At 41.5% G+C, this 18,767-nt stretch carries 18 protein-coding genes and 1 tRNA gene; 15 read left to right on the top strand and 4 right to left on the bottom strand.

Annotated features, from left to right (window positions below; genetic code table 11):
- Window positions 1–121: 121 nt before the first annotated feature.
- The 3 genes from J2W55_RS16145 to kdsA are packed head-to-tail and all read right to left on the bottom strand — an operon-like array spanning window position 122 to window position 3,244.
- Window positions 122–1,459 carry a nucleotide sugar dehydrogenase gene (locus J2W55_RS16145; RefSeq protein WP_310097713.1) on the bottom strand — a complete coding sequence of 446 codons (1,338 nt, stop codon included), beginning with the start codon at window positions 1,457–1,459 and terminating at the stop codon, window positions 122–124.
- 60 nt (window positions 1,460–1,519) lie between these two features.
- Window positions 1,520–2,455 carry a KpsF/GutQ family sugar-phosphate isomerase gene (locus tag J2W55_RS16140; protein ID WP_310097710.1) on the bottom strand — a complete coding sequence of 312 codons (936 nt, stop codon included), beginning with the start codon at window positions 2,453–2,455 and terminating at the stop codon, window positions 1,520–1,522.
- 12 nt (window positions 2,456–2,467) lie between these two features.
- Window positions 2,468–3,244, bottom strand: a complete 777-nt coding sequence (gene kdsA / locus J2W55_RS16135; protein WP_310097707.1) for a 3-deoxy-8-phosphooctulonate synthase — start codon at window positions 3,242–3,244, stop codon at window positions 2,468–2,470.
- Between the two features lie 127 nt (window positions 3,245–3,371).
- Between kdsA and hscB the strand changes: the two genes are divergently transcribed.
- The 13 genes from hscB to J2W55_RS16070 all read left to right on the top strand — a co-directional run bounded on the left by hscB (window position 3,372) and on the right by J2W55_RS16070 (window position 15,538).
- Entirely contained in the window at window positions 3,372–3,896 is a 525-nt protein-coding gene (gene hscB / locus J2W55_RS16130; protein ID WP_310097704.1) for a Fe-S protein assembly co-chaperone HscB, read from the top strand.
- Between the two features lie 27 nt (window positions 3,897–3,923).
- Window positions 3,924–4,003: transfer RNA gene (locus tag J2W55_RS16125), tRNA-Leu, on the top strand.
- A 120-nt stretch (window positions 4,004–4,123) separates the two neighbouring features.
- Entirely contained in the window at window positions 4,124–4,498 is a 375-nt protein-coding gene (locus tag J2W55_RS16120) for a hypothetical protein (protein WP_310097700.1), read from the top strand.
- Window positions 4,467–4,742: a hypothetical protein gene (locus J2W55_RS16115; protein ID WP_310097697.1), complete on the top strand. Its 276-nt coding sequence runs from the start codon at window positions 4,467–4,469 to the stop codon at window positions 4,740–4,742. The genes J2W55_RS16120 and J2W55_RS16115 overlap by 32 nt, the downstream gene beginning before the upstream one ends.
- Window positions 4,743–4,905: 163 nt before the next feature.
- Window positions 4,906–5,229: a hypothetical protein gene (locus J2W55_RS16110; RefSeq protein WP_310097694.1), complete on the top strand. Its 324-nt coding sequence runs from the start codon at window positions 4,906–4,908 to the stop codon at window positions 5,227–5,229.
- A 978-nt stretch (window positions 5,230–6,207) separates the two neighbouring features.
- Window positions 6,208–6,558: a hypothetical protein gene (locus J2W55_RS16105; RefSeq protein WP_310097691.1), complete on the top strand. Its 351-nt coding sequence runs from the start codon at window positions 6,208–6,210 to the stop codon at window positions 6,556–6,558.
- A 347-nt stretch (window positions 6,559–6,905) separates the two neighbouring features.
- Window positions 6,906–7,772 carry a hypothetical protein gene (locus tag J2W55_RS16100; protein WP_310097687.1) on the top strand — a complete coding sequence of 289 codons (867 nt, stop codon included), beginning with the start codon at window positions 6,906–6,908 and terminating at the stop codon, window positions 7,770–7,772.
- A gap of 14 nt (window positions 7,773–7,786) precedes the next feature.
- Window positions 7,787–8,107, top strand: a complete 321-nt coding sequence (locus J2W55_RS16095; protein WP_310097684.1) for an EF-Tu C-terminal domain-related protein — start codon at window positions 7,787–7,789, stop codon at window positions 8,105–8,107.
- A gap of 88 nt (window positions 8,108–8,195) precedes the next feature.
- A complete protein-coding gene (locus J2W55_RS16090) occupies window positions 8,196–8,591 on the top strand; it encodes a VOC family protein (protein WP_310097681.1) in 396 nt (131 codons plus the stop codon).
- Window positions 8,592–8,976: 385 nt separating this feature from the next.
- Window positions 8,977–11,595 carry a phosphoenolpyruvate synthase gene (ppsA, locus tag J2W55_RS16085; protein WP_310097678.1) on the top strand — a complete coding sequence of 873 codons (2,619 nt, stop codon included), beginning with the start codon at window positions 8,977–8,979 and terminating at the stop codon, window positions 11,593–11,595.
- Between the two features lie 134 nt (window positions 11,596–11,729).
- Window positions 11,730–12,251, top strand: coding sequence for a DinB family protein (locus J2W55_RS16080; RefSeq protein ID WP_310097676.1), 522 nt, complete (start codon window positions 11,730–11,732; stop codon window positions 12,249–12,251).
- A gap of 210 nt (window positions 12,252–12,461) precedes the next feature.
- Window positions 12,462–12,923 carry a DUF4268 domain-containing protein gene (locus tag J2W55_RS16075; protein WP_310097674.1) on the top strand — a complete coding sequence of 154 codons (462 nt, stop codon included), beginning with the start codon at window positions 12,462–12,464 and terminating at the stop codon, window positions 12,921–12,923.
- 152 nt (window positions 12,924–13,075) lie between these two features.
- Complete coding sequence (locus J2W55_RS16070) at window positions 13,076–15,538, top strand: glutaminase family protein (RefSeq protein ID WP_310097670.1); 2,463 nt, start codon at window positions 13,076–13,078, stop codon at window positions 15,536–15,538.
- A gap of 66 nt (window positions 15,539–15,604) precedes the next feature.
- On the opposite strand, the gene J2W55_RS16065 is transcribed toward J2W55_RS16070, so the two are convergent.
- On the bottom strand, window positions 15,605–16,270 hold the full coding sequence (locus J2W55_RS16065) for a hypothetical protein (protein WP_310097667.1): 666 nt from the start codon (window positions 16,268–16,270) through the stop codon (window positions 15,605–15,607).
- 428 nt (window positions 16,271–16,698) lie between these two features.
- Here J2W55_RS16065 and J2W55_RS16060 point away from each other — a divergent pair, with 428 nt between their 5' ends.
- Both J2W55_RS16060 and J2W55_RS16055 read left to right on the top strand, forming a co-directional pair.
- The gene (locus tag J2W55_RS16060) at window positions 16,699–18,018 is read left to right on the top strand and encodes an MFS transporter (protein WP_310097664.1); all 1,320 of its coding nucleotides are present in this window, start codon (window positions 16,699–16,701) and stop codon (window positions 18,016–18,018) included.
- A 12-nt stretch (window positions 18,019–18,030) separates the two neighbouring features.
- Window positions 18,031–18,759 carry a (Fe-S)-binding protein gene (locus J2W55_RS16055; protein ID WP_310097661.1) on the top strand — a complete coding sequence of 243 codons (729 nt, stop codon included), beginning with the start codon at window positions 18,031–18,033 and terminating at the stop codon, window positions 18,757–18,759.
- Window positions 18,760–18,767 lie beyond the last annotated feature (8 nt).

Below are 18,767 nucleotides of genomic sequence, written 5' to 3'. Positions count from 1 at the left end.
TTATTGTGGTCAAAATTAAAAATAAAGAAATTTAAACAAAACCAAATATAAAATAATTGTATAATTAAGCAATGAACTTAGTCATAAAAACAGCTATAAATTTTTGTTATACGTGCCCGGTTTAAAGGCGCCCGTTTATGACATCTTTATCTAATATTCCCTTAATATCATAGATAACTGAGGAGTTGTTTTTTCGGAGCTGATTATAGTCCAGATTAAAAAATTCTTTGTGGCCTACCGCTACAATTATGGCATCATAATTTCCTGTCAAGCCGTCTAAATTTTTTATTGTACGCACGTTGTATTCTTGCTCAACCTCGCCCGGGTCGGCCCAGGGATCGTATATTTCGCAATGAGCCTCAAAACCGCTCAAAAACTTAACAATATCAATAACCCGCGTGTTGCGCACATCAGGGCAATTCTCTTTAAAAGTAAAACCCAGCACTAATATGTTTGAATTTTTAACCGATATATCGTTCTTTATCATCAGCTTAACTACTTCAAGGGCTACATAATTGCCCATACCATCATTAAGCCGCCGACCTGCCAAAATAATTTCGGGATGATAACCCACTTCCTGAGCTTTTTGCGCCAGATAGTAAGGGTCAACGCCGGTGCAATGCCCGCCCACCAGGCCCGGCTTAAAATTCAGGAAATTCCATTTGGTGCCGGCAGCCTCTAAAACAGCATGGGTATCAATATCCATGATGTTAAATATTTTGGCCAGTTCATTAACAAACGCAATATTAATATCGCGCTGGGAATTTTCAATCACTTTACAGGCTTCTGCAACCTTTATATTGGGCGCCTTATGTGTACCGGCCGTCACTATAGTACGGTAAAGCTGATCTATAAAGTCGGCAGTTTCGGGAGTTGAGCCCGAGGTTACCTTTAAAATATTAGTAAGCGTATGAACCTTGTCGCCGGGGTTAATACGTTCGGGAGAGTAGCCGGCGAAAAATTGGTTGTTATACTGAAGTTGGGATACCTGTTCCAATACAGGCACACAAACTTCTTCAGTAGCGCCAGGATATACGGTTGATTCATAGATCACCACATCACCGGCTTTGAGTACACTGCCTACACTTTGGCTCGCTTTGATCAATAAGCTAAGGTCGGGGCGGTTAAAGCGGTCTGTTGGTGTGGGTACCGAAATGATATATACATTACATGCCGCAATATCCTTAACCGCAGATGTAAAAATAAGTCCGGGGCCTGTTGTTGTATGAGTTGTTACTACGGATGACAGTACGGCAGATTCTGTTTCAAGTGTACGGTCAAAGCAATTATTTAGTTCATCAACGCGGCTTTGTTTAATATCAAACCCTGTTACCGGGAACTTTTTGGCAAATTCCACAGCCAGGGGTAAACCTACATATCCCAAACCAATAATTGCAATACGGATGTTTGCCGGCGGAACGAATGTTTTAAAGGATTGATTTGATGATTGATCAAACATTTTATAGTACGGAGATAGATATGTAAATATAAACTTATTTTTTATGCGGCAAGCTCCACGTTATTGACCATATATTTGATAAACCCCGGTAATTGATCTGTTTTGCGCCGAGCCAACAAGCAGCGTGGTTATCTTTTTTTCGATCATTAACTGTTCGGCCTGGCTTGCAAATTCTTCGCTGTCAATAATAACAGGGTTTAAGGTCATTATTTCGGTAACGGTTAAAGTTGATGTATCCGGACGCTGCAATAAAGCCCGCCGCAGGTCGCCGTCGGTAACTATACCTTTAATATAGGAAGCGTCTCCAACCATCACCATTCCCAGTCGCCCTGCCGACATGCTAAGCAGTAAATCCATAAATGAAGCATTTTCATTTATAAAAGGCAGCTTATCTGTACGCATCAGATCCTTTACCTTAGTCAGCAGCTTACGCCCCAGGCTGCCACCGGGATGAAAACGAGCAAAGTCATGTTGCTTAAACCCACGCGACTCCATTAACGCTATAGCCAATGCATCACCCATAACCAGGGCGGCCGTGGTTGACGATGTTGGCGCAAGTTCAAGAGGGCAGGCCTCTTTCGAAATTTTTATATTAAGATGATGATGGCTGTTTTTAGCCACAGTTGAAGCCGGGTTGCCGGTTACGCCAATAATAAGGTTCTTGTTCCAGTTTAAAAAAGGGATGATCCGCAGCACCTCCTCGGTTTCGCCCGAGTAAGATATCAGCATTACAATATCATTGGCACCAACCATGCCCAAATCGCCATGAAAGGCTTCGCCGGGATGCAAAAAAAAGCTGGGCGTACCGGTGCTGGCCAGTGTGGCGGCTATTTTTTTACCAATAAGCCCTGATTTTCCAATGCCTATTACAATAACCTTACCCGAGGAGTTCAGTACAGCTTGTACCGTTTTTGTAAATTCATCGTCAATTAAACCGGCAACATGTTGCAACGATTCTATTTCAATATCAAAAACCTTTTTGGCTATGTCTTTCATTACGTTTTATCATCATGACACCAACGGTGCCAGCACCGCATCCAGGTCCTGTAGTTTTACCATGTTGGGGCCATCGCTTAACGCATGATCCGGGTCGGGATGTATCTCCATAAAATACCCGTCAGCGCCAAAGGCTTTTGCCGCCAATGCCATCATGGGCACAAAGGTGCGGTCGCCGCCGGTTTTACCCCCGGCACCGCCCGGGCGCTGCACAGAATGGGTGCAATCCATACAAACCGGATGGCCAAACGCCTTCATGTCATAAATATTCCTGAAATCAACAGCCAGATTATTATAGCCAAACATATTACCCCGTTCGGTAAGTATAACCTGGTTGTTACCCGCCTCTAATACTTTTTGAGCAGGATAAAACATATCCTGGCCCGACAAGAATTGCGCTTTTTTTACATTTACTATTTTACCTGTTTTAGCCGCCGCCACCAGCAGGTCGGTTTGGCGACATAAAAATGCGGGTATTTGCAGTATATCAACCACCTCCGCGGCAATTGCCGCCTGGGCAGGCTCATGGATATCGGTTGTAACCGGCAGACCAAAACGGTCTTTAACATTTTGCAGCATCTGCATGCCCTTTTCAATTCCAGGCCCCCGGTATGAATGGATGGACGTGCGGTTAGCTTTATCAAATGATGATTTAAAGATCACCGGTACATTGTATCGCTGTCCGGCCTGGGCTACCTTTTCGGCTACCTGGTATAAAAGCTCCTGGCTTTCCATTACACACGGACCTAATATAAAGAACGGCTTTTGCCGCATTTGTTCAAACAACATAGTTTATGATGGTATAAGGGGGCAAAGATAAGGATAACCACCAATTAAAAAACATGCGCTGCTCTTGCCCAGGTAATAGTGTCTATTAAATTCGTGTTAATTGGATAACATTTATGAAATTCGTGTTATGAATTATTTTGAATTTTACGGTATTCCTGAATCTTTTAATGTTAACCAGGCAACGCTGAAAAAAAAGTTTTACGAACTAAGCAAGATGTATCACCCTGATTTTTATGCGAACGAAGATGACGCAAAACAACAGGAGATTCTGGAGCTTTCGACCATAAATAATAAGGCTTATCACGTACTTACAGATCCCGCGCGCCGTATGGAGTATATTTTAAAGCTGCATGACCTGGTATCTGAGGGGGCAAAACCACAACTTTCGGCAGATTTTTTAATGGAAATGATGGATATTAATGAGCGCCTGATGGAAGTTGATGACGCCGAACAGCTGGCCAAAGTTACCACCGAAGTGCTTGCTATTGAGGGAGATATTAATGATAAACTTAGCAGGTTAACAAAAGATTACACTGAATTAGACCATACCGCACAGGAAAGCCGGCGAAATGAAATTGCAGAAATTTACTATAGACAAAAATATCTGTTGCGAATTAAAGAGAGTTTAAATACATTTGCAGCCCGCTTATGAGTAATTACTGATTACTCGCGATAGTATGCCCAGCTGGCGGAATTGGTAGACGCGCTGGTCTCAAACACCTGTGGGAAACCGTGCCGGTTCGACTCCGGCGCTGGGTACGGAGAGTAAAATTAAAAGCCTTAACATGTTTATTGTTAAGGCTTTACTCTTTTAAAGCTTCTTTGAACCACTATAAAATCACATTGACGATAGACTGATGTATTAAGTTGCGACTAACTATGAAAGATAAAATCGATAAGGACAGGCTTAGTGACAAAATATATTATTTAAACCAAGAAATTTTGGCTCAAATAGCCTGCGATTTTGATCTTATTGATCAAAGACAGTGGTATGAGCTTTACCAGTATAAGATTGATAAAACTTACTGGAGGTTGGACAAGCCGGATAAATATCAGGTACAGTTCTTTGTGAAATTAGATAGTTTAAATGACTGGTTTAAGTATGATTCAACTGAATTACAAATTGACCTGTTACTTAAAACCAGAGGAAATTCATCAAGGAAATGTCTCTGGACCAATTGCGACAAACCAGGGCTTCAAGGACTTGCTTATTGCCAAGTGCATGCATACAAAGAAATGGGAATTAAAAAGTGAGGCTAACTTTAATATGATGATTAACAGGGAGGATATAGAAACAGATTTAAATATTGGTAAGATTATTTTTGAAAATGTGCCCGATAGTTTGAAACCATGTTGGTCAGGACTTATCTTGTCTACTTTTAATAATTATATTAAAGAGGTTCCAAATTCAGTAAGAGAACTCCATTCAATAATTGACAATAAAGATAGATGGTTTAAAGCTCATGGCCAGTTCTCAAAAATAAGAATTTCTACTTAATCATAAGAATTTTCAGCATGAGAGCTATCTGTTATTAGCAGAAAATATAGCTAAAGTAACTTATAATGCATCCGGCTGGCCTGCTCCTTTTGATGCTGATAGCGGCTGGTATATACCAAGCCTTGCCTTGCAAACAGCCCGAGATTTTGAAGATAACAGACTAATGGACGAAGTTCAAGCGACCATTTTAGTTTTCAATAGCAACAAGAAATTTAAAAATAATATTCAGGCTGCTAAAGAGTTTTTGATTTATAGAAAGATTGATGAAATTTTATGGTTTGATTGGGATCCAATTGGTCTTAGCGGCATTGATGAGGCAAGGGGTGAATATGAACGTTATGTCCCTGAAATTTTTAACCTAAAAAAAGCAAACAGTGGTAGGGAACAAATTGCTATGTGTCTACACAAAATTGAAACAGCAAGGATGGGATTAAGTGGGACATTTGAGAACTGCTTGAGTGCTGCTGATAAAATTATCAGTTTATAGTACATTTAGCCAATTTTTTGTAGTCGGACTAAGGTACATAACCTTAAAGTGGTGGTTGACGGGAAACTGTATTACAGTCTATGAACACGACAGGACTTTAATGAAAAAATGGCGGTTGGAGATTCGTTGATAAAAAAGAAAAATGAAATGACCTTTAAGTTGGTAAAACGCAAAACTGGAGTGATTGTAATCTCTAAATAAAACATTCATAGCGAAAAATTCGATCTATTTATAATACTCGTTTAATAAGTTCTTGCACCTTCAATATGTATCCACAAATCGGGAAACAGATAATGAAGAAGGTAAGATTTTTTTAATGAGTTTTATAAGTGTAACAGTATTAACTAAAGGGCAAGGATAGAAATTATATCAAACAGAGAGCCCGATGTCATTAATAGAAAGGATGGAAAACCATTCTTAAATAAAACCAATAATTCTATAGGGCAATGATTTTTGATTCACAACAAGTCTACCAATGGTTAATTATGGAACTGGATAAGAGAACGATAAGGTATTCCGTTCATGAGTTTGCTTCCGGAAACAAGATGGTGGACATATGGCACAATAATTTATTTTATGTTATCCAAATTGAATCCAATTTTGCCGGGGTTAGTTTAATTATTGATGATAATTCGGGATTTGATTTGACACCAGATGCTAAATTTACCACAACTGAACAGTTTCTTTCAAAGCTTAAGTATATAATGAATCATTAATGAGCGTAAAAAATAAACCTCTACAATTAAGTTTTTTCAATCAACTGCCGAATGGCTTTGAGGGTGAACTAAGAGTTATAAATCGGATAACGTGACACAATGCTACGCTGTCTGATTTATGGTTGTATTAGTAAATACACCAGGTAATGGAGTCAATTCTGCACAATGGAGTTTTTTTCAAGGTATAAGTGGGTCAGGCCCTACAAGACCGTTACAAAACGCACTAAAAGGAGCAGGAATACCTTTGTTAATCATTAACGATATGAAAGATTACATTTTCTTTAAACCGCCAGACGAAGTTGCAAATATCAAAGCGAAGCTGTGGAACACCAAACAAGCTAAAGTCTATTTCGATTGGTTTATCTCAGTCAAAGATGATCGGGTAGAATATTTACTTACTTCTATCGACGAAACACTAACAGGTAATCATAAAATTGATATTAGAAGAATTGGAAAGAAAGTATCCCCGCTGTCCGTAGAGTTTCAGTATGCGGCAAAAGGTTTATGCGCTGTCCGAACGTCTCCGACTTCGGACGGTTATGCTTACAAAACAATAAAACCCAGCCCAGCTTTGTATTGGCTGGGCTGGATTTTTAATAGGTTTGCCTGTTGAATACAGTCATTTATTGAGTATATCAAATAATTTTTATTTGCTGAGACAATTACTGAATGGATATTCTTACTGATGCGGAATATTATAAATTAGGCTTGGCTCACTCTTCAATATGAAAACAGTACGATCGCTTTTCTTCCTGTGAAATTTCAGTTTTTATTTTAAGGTCAGCTATTTTTTGCTGGTCTTTTTTGCATACAACAGTTTAAATCCCTGATCTAATATGTAGTTTGTCTATGTATCTGGTATTGCGTTAATATCGAAAAATACGTTACAATGGGGTATTTCTATGCATATATTTGAAATGCATAAAACGATTCACAAACTATCTTAAGGGATAATCATAAATGGGAACTTGGGGCACAGGCATAAAAGACAACGATGCATTCACAGATGTTTATAGCGAGTTTTTTGATGAGTACAATAAAGGAGGCGATCCCTGTAAAATCTCAAAAAATATAATTGAAAGGAACTGGGAGATTTCAGAAATTGAAGAAGAGCGTAACAGTCTTTGGTTTGCTATTGGATTAGCTCAATGGGAAACAAAATCCCTCGATGTCGAAATATTAAAAAAAATAGAAGATATTATTTCTTCTGGTGATGAGCTAAATGTTTGGCTTAATCTTGGGGCTACCGAAAATGACATTAAAAAACGTCGAGTAGTTCTTGAAAAGTTTTTAGAAAAATTAAAAAGCGACCGACCGAAAGCAAAACCAAGAAAAAAAGTCAAACTAAAAACGCCGGTGTTTACAATAGGTGATTGTTTAACTTTCAGAATGCATAATGGCAATTACGGTGGAGCTGTGGTATTAGCGACAGACAATAATCCTGAAACAGCGTACAATTTAGTGGCAACGACCAGGCTTAATCAGATAACTAAGCCAATTATTAATGATTTTCAGGAGTCGGAAATACTGGTTTGCAATTTTGCCAGTTGGCAAGACAAGGTAGAAGTTACATGGTATATGCCCGATCTATATTTTAAGGATTATGCTGATATCTATGAAGTTGTTGGTAATATGGTCATTGATATTGAGTATGATGTAAAAAATTATCTTGGTGAAGGATACTTATTTAAACCCTCATTTACTTCAGGCTGGAAAATGAATTATATGATCGAAAGGCAATTAGAGTCTGAAAACACCAAACCTAAACCGAGCAAATCAGTAAGTTTAAAACAACTAATAAGAAAAGATAAATGGTGGAAACTATAGTAAACTAAATCATTGTGAATGTAGAAAGTTTAATTATAGTAAAAGCAAAAATCGCAATGAAAGCCACGAAAGATGGTGGCAGACAATTTGGTTTCAAATCGGGTTACAGGCCTGACCACGCATTTGAGTTACCCGCCGATTTAAAAAATTTAAAAACCTATATCGGCGACATCCAATTTAATGATCAAGAATTAATAGAACCGGGAGAAACAAAAGTGGTAACGGTAAGATTTTTAAAATCGCCCGGAATTGAAAAATATATTAATATCGGACAGCAATGGTATATAAATGAAGCTGCCAAAACTTTAGGATTTGGCGAAATACTGGAGATATAAAATATTCCAGCAACTCAGAAATAGGTGTTGCCTTTTATTTAAAACTTTTAGGTGAAAGCTGTTGTTGTATTGTTCAAAATTAAACAATATGAAAGCGAGAAAAATATGGGCTAATTTTAGTGTAAAAGATGCAAAACGCACCAATCAGTTCTATACACAATTGGGTTTCACACCCAATCAGCCAAACAATTACCCCCAATTAGCCAGCTTTATTTTTGGTGATGATGATCTCGTGATTCATTTTTTTGAAGAGGGTTCAAAAATAGATGATTATTTAACACCCGGACCAAAAACTACCAGTGAAATTATTTTTACGCTTGCCGCAGATACGGAGGCGGAGGTGAACGAATGGGCAGAGAAAGTTAAAAGTGCTGGCGGCAATATTTTTCAGGAAGTGGGGCGAGATGAAGCCAATTATTATGGCTTTGCCTTTGCCGATCCCGACGGTCATAAATTTAATGTAATATTGATGGATAACTTATAGTGATAAGTCTTCCTCTTCTCTAAAACACCAAACCAGGTGTAACAATAATCCTGCTTTGTTATTAAGCTTTCGGCCAGTCTTATGACCGCATCAACTTTTATCCACGGACTATATCGGGTATAGGAATAGTGGGCAGACTAACTGCGCCAACGCTAATAATTTATAAGGAAGATAAACTTGATTTGGAGCCTCTCTAAAAAACAAAAACCGGTCTCTCACCGGCACCAAAAGTTAGCACATAGAACCGCTTGCTAACCCCTTTGTTTGTATAGATAACGCCCTTACTTCCACCATTATTGCGCGAAAAAAAATATAGTTGAAAAACCGCATTTTGATGCGTTTTACCTTATATTTTTGGTTTTGCACATCTCAAAAAACCATTATTATGATATCTCGAAATGTAATTTGTTTTCAGGAGATCGACAGATCTAAGTTTATGGCTGTAGGGGGCAAGGGCGCTAATCTGGGCGAACTATCCGGAATTGAGGGCATCCAGGTGCCCGGGGGCTTTTGCGTTACCACCGACGCGTATAAAAAGATAATTGAAGATAACCAGAAGATTAACCTCTTGCTGAGCGAATTAGCGAGTTTTAAGGCAGAAGAGCGGGAGAACATCAGCAAAGTGAGCGCAAAAATCCGTATGGCCATTGAAGGGGTACCCATTGCCGGGGATATAGCCAAAGAGATTGCGGATTATATCACCAGGTTTGGCGAAAAAGATGCTTTTGCTGTGCGGTCAAGTGCCACTGCCGAAGACCTGCCCACGGCCTCCTTTGCAGGTCAGCAAGATACCTATTTGAACATTATTGGAACAGAAGCTATCCTAAAACATATCAGCAAGTGCTGGGCATCGCTATTTACCGATAGGGCAGTAGTTTACCGCATTCAAAACGATTTTGATCACCGTAAGGTCCACCTCGCTGTGGTTGTTCAGAAGATGGTTTTTCCGCAGGCGGCAGGTATTTTGTTTACCGCCGACCCTGTCACTGCTAACAGGAAAGTGTTGTCTATTGATGCTGGGTTCGGTCTCGGCGAGGCCCTGGTCTCCGGTTTGGTGAACGCGGATAATTATAAAATTCGGGAAGGCAGGATCACTGATAAAAAAGTATCTGCTAAAAAACTGGCTATTAATGCAGTAAAAGGCGGCGGCACGATAACACAGGAAATAGAACCGGAACAGCAGACAATGCAGGTACTGACAGACGAGCAGATGCTACAGCTTGAGCGCATCGGCCGGAAGATAGAAGAGCATTTCGGCAGTCCCCAGGACATCGAATGGTGTTTGGCCGGCGATACATTTTATATTGTCCAAAGCAGGCCAATCACTACATTATATCCCATCCCTGTAGCAGACGATGAGGAGAACCATGTCTACATATCTGTAGGTCATCAACAAATGATGACCGATGCCATGAAACCGTTAGGCCTGTCATGCTGGCTCTTAATAACGCCTGCACACATGCGTATAGCCGGTGGACGGTTGTTCGCTGATGTTACACAGATGCTGGCTTCACCCGGTAGTCGGGATACCATAATAAATACGCTGGGGAAATTCGATCCGCTTGTAAAAGACGCGTTAACCACCGTTATGGAGCGGGGAAATTTTATAAAATCGACACCGGATGATAAAAAAGAACCCAGCCCGGGTAATGGTAATAAAATTGCGCCGCTTCGGAACTATGAGGCATTAAACGAATACGGTCCGGCAGTCGTTTCTGACCTGATCGGGCATAGTCAAACATCAATAGCGGCATTAAAACAAAACATCCAGACCAAATCCGGACCGGATCTGTTTGATTTTATCCTGAACAACATCCAGGAGTTAAAGAAAAGTATAGGTGAGCAGCAAAACATGGGCGTAATTATGACTGGTATGAACGCGGCCTCATGGATTAATGAAAAAATAGAACTGTGGTTAGGCGAAAAAAACGTAGCTGACACCATTTCTCAATCCGTGCCTAACAATGTCACCTCCGAAATGGGGCTCGCGCTATTAAACGTCGCAGATGTAATTCGCCCTTACCCTCAGGTAATCAACTATTTGCAACAGACAAAGAATGATGACTTTTTAGATGAACTGGTTCAATTTGATGGCGGACAGGAAACCAGGGATGCTATCAATGCTTTTCTGGAAAAATACGGCATGCGGTGTGCCGGCGAAATTGACATTACCAGAACCCGCTGGAGCGAAAAGCCTATTACGCTTGTGCCCATCATTCTTACAAATATCAAAAACCTTGAGCCTGGCGCCGCCAGTCAGAAATTTGAGCAAGGCCGGCAGGAATCTTTAAAAAAAGAGCAGGATTTATTAGATAAATTGAAGCAATTACCGGATGGTGAACAGAAAGCGAAAGAAACAAAACGAATGATCGACCTGGTTCGGAATCTTGCCGGTTATCGCGAATATCCTAAGTACGGTATCGTCAGTCATTTTTTCATTTATAAGCAGGCTTTACTCAAACAGGCCGCGCAGCTTGTGCAAGCGGGTGTTATTCATGAAAAAGAGGATATATTCTATCTTAGTTTTGAAGAGTTTCGCCAGGTAGTAGGCACAAATAAGTTGGATTACAAGCTCATCAGCCAACGAAAAGAAGAGTTCAGATCATATGAGAAACTAAATCCGCCACGTGTGATCACGTCTGATGGTGAAACTGTTTCGGGAAGGTACAACCGTGAAAATATCCCGGCCGATGCCATTGTAGGGCTGCCTGTTTCTTCCGGCGTTATTGAAGGACGGGCACGTGTCATTCTGAACATGGAAGATGCGGATATAGAAGACGGGGATATATTGATCACGCCCTTTACCGACCCCAGCTGGACACCTCTATTTGTATCCATCAAAGGTCTGGTTACCGAAGTGGGTGGGCTGATGACTCACGGTGCGGTTATCGCGCGCGAATATGGCCTGCCCGCAGTTGTAGGAGTGGAGAATGCTGTCAGGCTGATCAAAGACGGACAGCGGATCCGCGTAAATGGGACGGACGGATATATTGAAATACTATAAACAGCGATTTTTCGTAAGTGAAGCAAAAGAAGCAGACGATTAAAATTTATTTCCAACCTTCTTTTTTCCTGCTGACATAGGGTTGTCATCGCCCATCAGTTTCTTTGTTTTATAATCAAAAAACAACAGGAACCATGGAAACAACTTCAATTGATCAGGAAATAAACGCTTCAGAGCAGATCATTTCGCCGGAAGCTTTATTAACCCACTGGCAGGGGCACCGTAAATTAACCAGGAAAGTTATTGAAGCTTTTCCGGAGGATAAATTATTCAGCTATGCAGTGGGAGGGATGCGCCCTTTTGGCGAAATGCTTATCGAGATCATGGATATGGCCAATGATGGTATGGATGGTATTGTTACCGGTAAATGGAAAGCCATCCATGATCTTGATCATGCCTCAGGACTGTCGCCGGTAAAAACCAAAGATCAGGCTTTGCAGTTATGGGATCAGGTCACCGAGCAGATCAACCAGGCCTGGCCGCAAATTTCGCCACAGCGTTTTTTGCAGGTAGAGGCGGCTTTTGGCGCCTATGAGGGAAGGATTGTTGATACTATTTTTTACTTTATTGATAACGAGATCCATCACCGGGCGCAAAGCTATGTATATCTGCGTACGCTGGGTATTGAGCCACCTGCATTTTGGGATAGATATTAAACGCTGTTTACGCTCAAAAAAGCAGCCCCGGGAACAGGCTGCTTTTTTTATCTCATTTTAACATTATAAAACAACATTTCAATTTAAACCATGAATGACCAGCACCAAATTATTAAAATCATAGTCCTTATTCTTATTCATTTGCTGAGCGGCGCTACCGGTATTTTTCCTAATTTTGATGCCTTGTAGATAATTAATCCAAACAAACAATTGTATTCAAAAGATCAGGCATCACAGATGAGGCAGGCATTCTGGGCCGCGTTTGGGCGGTACATAGCCCCGCAGTTATCCGCCGACGGCCTGAAAACAAACTGGATAAATTATAAAACGGGTATAAAGCACTTGAACTTTAAAATGCAGGCCGATAACCGGTCGGCATACATTGCTATTGAAATTGCTCACCCCGATGCCGGTATACAGGAACTAATTTTTGAGCAGTTTAAGGAATTAAAAAACGTGCTGCATACCAGTCTTAACGAAGAGTGGGAATGGCAACTGCACACCCATGACGAAAACGGAAAAACCGTTAGCCGTATAGTAAAGACCATGCCTGGTGTAAGTATTTTTAACCGCGACCACTGGCCCGCGCTCATTTCATTTTTTAAGCCACGGATAATTGCCCTCGACGAGTTTTGGAGTGTTGCCCAATATAGTTTTGAGCTGTTTAAATAAATGCGCTGTCTGAAATCTGCACATCCTTCTACATATCGTATCAATTAATCGTCAATTCGACGCTTTTTTTAAATGCCGGGTGGTTTTACAAAGAAAATACAAATATTTACGGCGCTGTAATTTGTAGTATTGTATTAACCACTTATAAACACATGAAAAGGTTTCCATTAGTTGCCGGTTTGTTGCTAACCGGTTTTTTTGCGAGGGCACAGGCTGTAAAAGCGCCGGCCTATCCACTTATCACCCACAATCCTTATTTTAGTATCTGGTCATTCTCTGATGATCTGAGCGAGTCAACCACACGCCACTGGACAGGTAAAGACCAATCGTTACTGGGCTTAATAAAGGTTGATGGCACCGTTTACCGCTTTATGGGTAAAGAGCCGGTTGAACATAAAACCGTTTTGGCAGCCGCTAACGAAACACCTTACACCTGTAAGTTTACCGAAAGCGAACCGGCTAAAGACTGGGCCGATCCTAAATTTGACGACAACAACTGGAAAACCGGTACAGCGCCGTTTAGTGACGATAAATCAGCAGCTAAAACGCTGTGGACAAGCAGGGACATCTGGGTGCGCAGAACCTTTACCATTAACGATCTTAACCTTAACAAACTTTCGCTCAGGCTGCACCACGATGATGAGGCAGAGGTTTACCTTAACGGCGAAAAAATAAACGAGCAGGGCGGCGCCAATGGCGACCTGCAATATTTTACGCTTAGCGATGCAGCGATAAGCAAATTAAAAAAAGGCGAAAATGTGCTGGCCCTGCATTGTACCAATACAGGCGGAGGAGCCTGGCTTGATGCAGGCCTGGCCGATGAGCTAAAACCAGCCGGACATGATGCCCTGCAAACAGCAAAACAAACAAGTGTAACCCTTAACGCTACACAAACCATTTATAACTTTAAATGCGGCAAAGCCGATCTGCAGCTTACATTCACCTCGCCGCTGCTGATGAATAATCTGAGTGTTTTATCAAGACCGGTATCCTATATTACTTATAAGGTAAAGTCAAACGACGGTAAATCGCACGATGTGAAGGTTTATTTAAGCGCATCGGCCGATATTGCCCGCAACACGCCCGACCAAAAAGTAACCACGCAACAATCATCAAGCAATACCTTATCCATTTTAAAAGCAGGTACTGTTGAGCAACCCATGCTGCAAAAAAGAGGCGACGACCTGCGTATTGATTGGGGATACATGTACATTGCAGTGCCCAAAACAGCCAAAGCCACACAATTTGTGAGCAGTAATAAAGAGGCGGTTGATTTATTTTTTAGCGGGAACAGCAGGTCGACAGTGAAAGAGGGAACTGGTGTGGCGTTAAATACGGTGATACCATTTGGCGCTGTAGGCAAAACCGCGGTTGAAAAATTTATAGAGTTAGGTTATGATGATATTAACCCCGTTCAATATTTTCATACCAATTTAAAACCCTGGTGGAAGACCGCGCAAACCAATACTTTTGAACAATTGCTTGCAAAAGCGGCCTTGGATTACCCTGTAGTATTAAAAAAATGTGCCGTTTTCAATGCTTCCATGTATAAAGATGCTCAAAATGCCGGGGGCGAAAAATATGCCAAACTATGTGTTTTGGCTTATCGTCAAAGCATATCGGCTCATGCGCTGGTAAAAAGCCCGCAGGGCGAAACCTTGTTTCTGTCAAAAGAGAATTTCAGCAACGGTTCCATCAATACGGTTGATGTTACTTACCCTTCGGCACCTTTGTTCCTGCTTTATAACCCCGAGTTGATGGAAGGCATGCTTAACGGTATCTTCTATTTTAGCGAAAGCGGCAAGTTTGCACATGATTTTGCAGCACATGACCTGGGTACCTATCCTTTGGCCAACGGCCAAACCTATGGCGAGGGTATGCCGGTTGAAGAATCGGGTAATATGCTGGCATTAACCGCCGCAATAGTAAGGGCTAACGGTAATAACCCGGCCTATGCCAAAAAACACTGGAAAATACTAACCACCTGGACAAACTATTTAGTTAAAGAAGGCCTTGATCCGGCAAACCAGTTATGTACCGACGACTTTGCTGGCCACCTGGCGCGCAACGCCAACTTATCGGCAAAGGCTATTGTTGGTATTGGCTGCTACGCGCATTTAGCCGATCTGCTTGGCCAAAAAGCTGTGGCAACAAAGTATAAAGCCATAGCCAAAGAAATGGTTGCCAAGTGGATGCAAATGGCCGACGCCGGCGATCATTACTCTTTAGTATTTGATAAAAAAGATACCTGGAGCCAGAAGTATAACATAGTTTGGGACAAGATATTGGGTTTAAACCTGTTCCCGCAGTCTGTGTATGACCGCGAGATTAAATATTACCTTACCAAGCAAAAAGAATTTGGCTTACCGCTTGACAGCCGTAAAACCTATACCAAATCAGACTGGATCATATGGACCGCTACCCTGGCAAAAGACCGTGCCGATTTTGAGGCCCTGGCCAACCCGGTTTATAAATACGCTATGGAAACCCCAACCCGGGTACCGTTGAGTGACTGGCATGAAACAACCAATGGTAAACAGGTAGGCTTTCAGGCCCGCAGTGTGGTAGGGGGCTACTATATAAAACTATTGCAGCAAAAATGGAGCGCTAAATAATTAGTATATTTCTGTATAGAAGGCCAGGGTTAACTATAACCCTGGCTTTTTTGTATCAGGGTTATTCTATATGCTGGCAGGCTCGTCCCAACTGTCGGCGTTAAATGACGGATTGATCTCAAAACTGTCATATTGGATGCCAAGTTTTTGTATGCCTGTAGTTACCACCTCATTAAAAGGGATTACGATGCCGTTTACCGTGCGCAGGTCTGACAAAACCGATACCGAAGTTCTGCCGGATGTTTTATTAGCTTCGGCCACAAGCTGGTTTTGATGATTTATGGCAAAAATATAATCGTTACCATCAAGCTTGCACAAAACGGAGTATATGCTGTTGAGTTGCTGCATGTTCACTACCTCCATTTTATTTATAGCGGGTTTTCGCAGGCCAAGCAAGCCGGAATAAAACGTGCTTTTCATCTCCGCTACCCGTTCAACAGGCATTGGTGCTTTGGTATTATTAAACCAGCGCCAGCCTTTATCAGCCTCTAATTGTTCAATAGAGGTCATGGTGTTGTTATCCCAAAGTTCTATGCGCATCCTGTCGTCAGGAATATCAATATATGATATCGCTTTTACGCCCATAATAGCGGCCGAAAAGCGCATTGTTTTGATCTTGTCGAGCTTATTTCCCCCGTGAGCCGCATTTGCCTTTAAAAGCAAGTCCCTCGCACCGGTGTTATCCGTTAGGTATGTATTTTGTGAAGTATTTGTTGTTCTGGTTTCATTCATAGTTAAAAACATACTGATATTGTGGAATTCGCCCCACAAACCATGCCATTAGCGCATTCATCTATTGGGCTACACTTTAACGGGTAACCCACGCGCAAAATTACTATTTGCAATACAATGTTCACTACTTATGGGATCCGTAGGAATACGGATCACAGGATATGCTATCCTTCCCGGGCCTGTGTCCCCACAGACTCTTTTATCCCCAGGGTCGGTGTTTTTGCTTGTTTACTTAAGTGATCCGTGGGGCACGGATCACAGGATATGCTATTCTACCTGGACCTGTGTCCTCACAGGCTCTTTTATCCCCCCGGGGATGTGTCCTTATTTGTTTATCTTATTTCCATAAGTACTAAAATTAACACGCGCTTAAAATACGATAGTCGTCGATTTTGCAAATACCAAAATTTGCATACTTTTATTGTTCAATGGAAATCAAAAACAATAAGAGAACCATAAGGGCCTGGGCTATGTTTGATTGGGCCAACTCGGCTTATAACCTGGTCATCACTTCAACCATTTTTCCTGCCTATTATGTGGCTATTACGGCAAATGACAAAAATGGCGACAGGGTAACATTTTTTGGAAAAAGCTTTATCAATACCGCTTTATCCAACTACGCGCTTGCAGCGGCCTATCTTATCATGGTTTTTCTTTTGCCCATATTATCATCCATAGCTGATTATAGGGGCAATAAGAAAATATTCATGCAGTTTTTTACCTGGTTGGGTTCTATGTCGTGCTGCGGCCTGTTCTTTTTTGGGGCCGATAACCTGGAGTTTGGTATCATTTGCTTTGCCCTTGCGGCTATTGGCTATAGTGGCGGTTTCGTTTTTTATAATTCCTATCTCCCCGAGATTGCTACCCTTGATATGCAGGATAAAGTAAGTGCCAAAGGTTTTACCTACGGCTATATTGGCAGCGTTATTTTGCAGGTAATTTGTTTGGTTTTTGTGCTTTCGCCCAAAACATTTGGCCTAAGCAACGGAAAGGCTGCCCAATTGTCATTTTTATTGGTAGGCATCTGGTGGATAGCGTTTGCCTATATACCCTTTGTTGTATTGCCCAAAGGAAGCCCTAACGCCCAAACCCACCACCAGCATATTATAAAAGGCGGTTTTATTGAACTGCGCAAAGTTTGGACAAAGGTTAAAACCATGCCACTATTAAAAAGATTCCTGCCTGCATTTTTCTTTTACTCCATGGGCGTTCAAACCATTATGCTGGTTGCCGCCAGTTTTGGGGCCAAAGTATTAAAAATGGAAACAAGCGGCCTTATCGAGATCATCCTGATCATACAACTTGTGGCCATAGGCGGGGCTACCTTAATGTCGCGTTTATCGGCAGTTTACGGTAACGTAAAAGTTTTGCTCATGGTGGTTATTATATGGGTTGGGGCTTGTATTGCCGCTTATTTTATAACTACTGTTCCGCAGTTTTACATGCTGGCAATAGTGGTAGGCTTAATTATGGGTGGTATACAGTCGCTTTCAAGGTCAACCTATTCCAAGTACCTGCCTCAAAACATTCCGGATACGGCATCGTTCTTTAGCTTTTATGATGTTACCGAAAAGCTGGCTATAGTAGGAGGTATGTTCAGTTTTGCATTTATTGAAGAGTTAACCGGCAGCATGCGCAATTCGGCATTGGCACTATGCGGTTTTTTTATAGTGGGGATGATATTATTGCTTTCTTTGCTTTCGGCAGAAAAAAACATTAAGAAAAATACTGAATTTAGCGCCGTGTAATTTGTGTAAGAGATGAAGATAGAGTTATTTGTACCATGCTTTGTTGACCAGTTATTCCCGGATACTGCTTTTAATACCGTAAAAGTGCTTGAAAAAGCGGGTTGCAACGTTAGTTTTAATCCTAACCAAACCTGCTGCGGCCAGCCTGCTTTTAATGCCGGTTTTTGGGACGATGCCAAAGCGGTGGGCAGTAAGTTCCTGAACGATTTTTCGGACGACAGCGTGATCGTAACACCATCGGCCTCTTGCACAGGTATGGTTAAAAACTATTATAACGACCTGTTTACCAATACCGCGGTACATAACAAATGCCGCAGCATACAAGGCAATATCTACGAGCTTTCGGATTTTTTGGTGAACATACTGCAGTTTGATTACTTCGGAGCCGAGCTGGATGGTAAGGCTGTTTATCATGACAGTTGTGCCGGTTTGCGCGAATGCAAAATAAAGAATGAACCAAGACAGCTGCTTTCCAAAGTACTCGGGCTCGAACTACTTGAACTGAAAGATAATGAAACCTGCTGCGGGTTTGGCGGTACCTTTGCGGTTAAGTTTGATGGCATATCAACCGCTATGGCCCAGCAAAAGGTTGATAACGCGCTGGCAGCCGGGGCAGAGTTTATCATATCAACAGATGCCTCATGCCTGCTGCACCTGCAAAGTTATATCGACAAAAACAGCCTGCCTATAAAAACCATGCACCTGGCCGATGTATTGGCATTGGGATGGGGAAATGTGTGATTTTTAAT

The sequence above is a fragment of the Mucilaginibacter pocheonensis genome (genome assembly GCF_031456535.1).
GTDB lineage: Bacteria > Bacteroidota > Bacteroidia > Sphingobacteriales > Sphingobacteriaceae > Mucilaginibacter > Mucilaginibacter pocheonensis.
Note: the sequence above shows the minus strand (reverse complement) of the source record. Positions and strands in the feature narration are given on the sequence as shown.

What these genes read in the sequence shown, in the direction of transcription:
- J2W55_RS16060 (WP_310097664.1), top strand. Translation starts at nt 16,699, where the DNA reads ATGGAAATCAAAAACAATAAGAGAACCATAAGGGCCTGGGCTATGTTT.
- J2W55_RS16140 (WP_310097710.1), bottom strand. Translation starts at nt 2,455, where the DNA reads ATGAAAGACATAGCCAAAAAGGTTTTTGATATTGAAATAGAATCGTTG.
- J2W55_RS16110 (WP_310097694.1), top strand. Translation starts at nt 4,906, where the DNA reads ATGGACGAAGTTCAAGCGACCATTTTAGTTTTCAATAGCAACAAGAAA.
- ppsA (WP_310097678.1), top strand. Translation starts at nt 8,977, where the DNA reads ATGATATCTCGAAATGTAATTTGTTTTCAGGAGATCGACAGATCTAAG.
- J2W55_RS16105 (WP_310097691.1), top strand. Translation starts at nt 6,208, where the DNA reads ATGAAAGATTACATTTTCTTTAAACCGCCAGACGAAGTTGCAAATATC.
- J2W55_RS16100 (WP_310097687.1), top strand. Translation starts at nt 6,906, where the DNA reads ATGGGAACTTGGGGCACAGGCATAAAAGACAACGATGCATTCACAGAT.
- J2W55_RS16115 (WP_310097697.1), top strand. Translation starts at nt 4,467, where the DNA reads ATGCATACAAAGAAATGGGAATTAAAAAGTGAGGCTAACTTTAATATG.
- J2W55_RS16055 (WP_310097661.1), top strand. Translation starts at nt 18,031, where the DNA reads ATGAAGATAGAGTTATTTGTACCATGCTTTGTTGACCAGTTATTCCCG.
- J2W55_RS16120 (WP_310097700.1), top strand. Translation starts at nt 4,124, where the DNA reads ATGAAAGATAAAATCGATAAGGACAGGCTTAGTGACAAAATATATTAT.
- J2W55_RS16070 (WP_310097670.1), top strand. Translation starts at nt 13,076, where the DNA reads ATGAAAAGGTTTCCATTAGTTGCCGGTTTGTTGCTAACCGGTTTTTTT.
- hscB (WP_310097704.1), top strand. Translation starts at nt 3,372, where the DNA reads ATGAATTATTTTGAATTTTACGGTATTCCTGAATCTTTTAATGTTAAC.
- kdsA (WP_310097707.1), bottom strand. Translation starts at nt 3,244, where the DNA reads ATGTTGTTTGAACAAATGCGGCAAAAGCCGTTCTTTATATTAGGTCCG.
- J2W55_RS16090 (WP_310097681.1), top strand. Translation starts at nt 8,196, where the DNA reads ATGAAAGCGAGAAAAATATGGGCTAATTTTAGTGTAAAAGATGCAAAA.
- J2W55_RS16065 (WP_310097667.1), bottom strand. Translation starts at nt 16,270, where the DNA reads ATGAATGAAACCAGAACAACAAATACTTCACAAAATACATACCTAACG.
- J2W55_RS16145 (WP_310097713.1), bottom strand. Translation starts at nt 1,459, where the DNA reads ATGTTTGATCAATCATCAAATCAATCCTTTAAAACATTCGTTCCGCCG.
- J2W55_RS16080 (WP_310097676.1), top strand. Translation starts at nt 11,730, where the DNA reads ATGGAAACAACTTCAATTGATCAGGAAATAAACGCTTCAGAGCAGATC.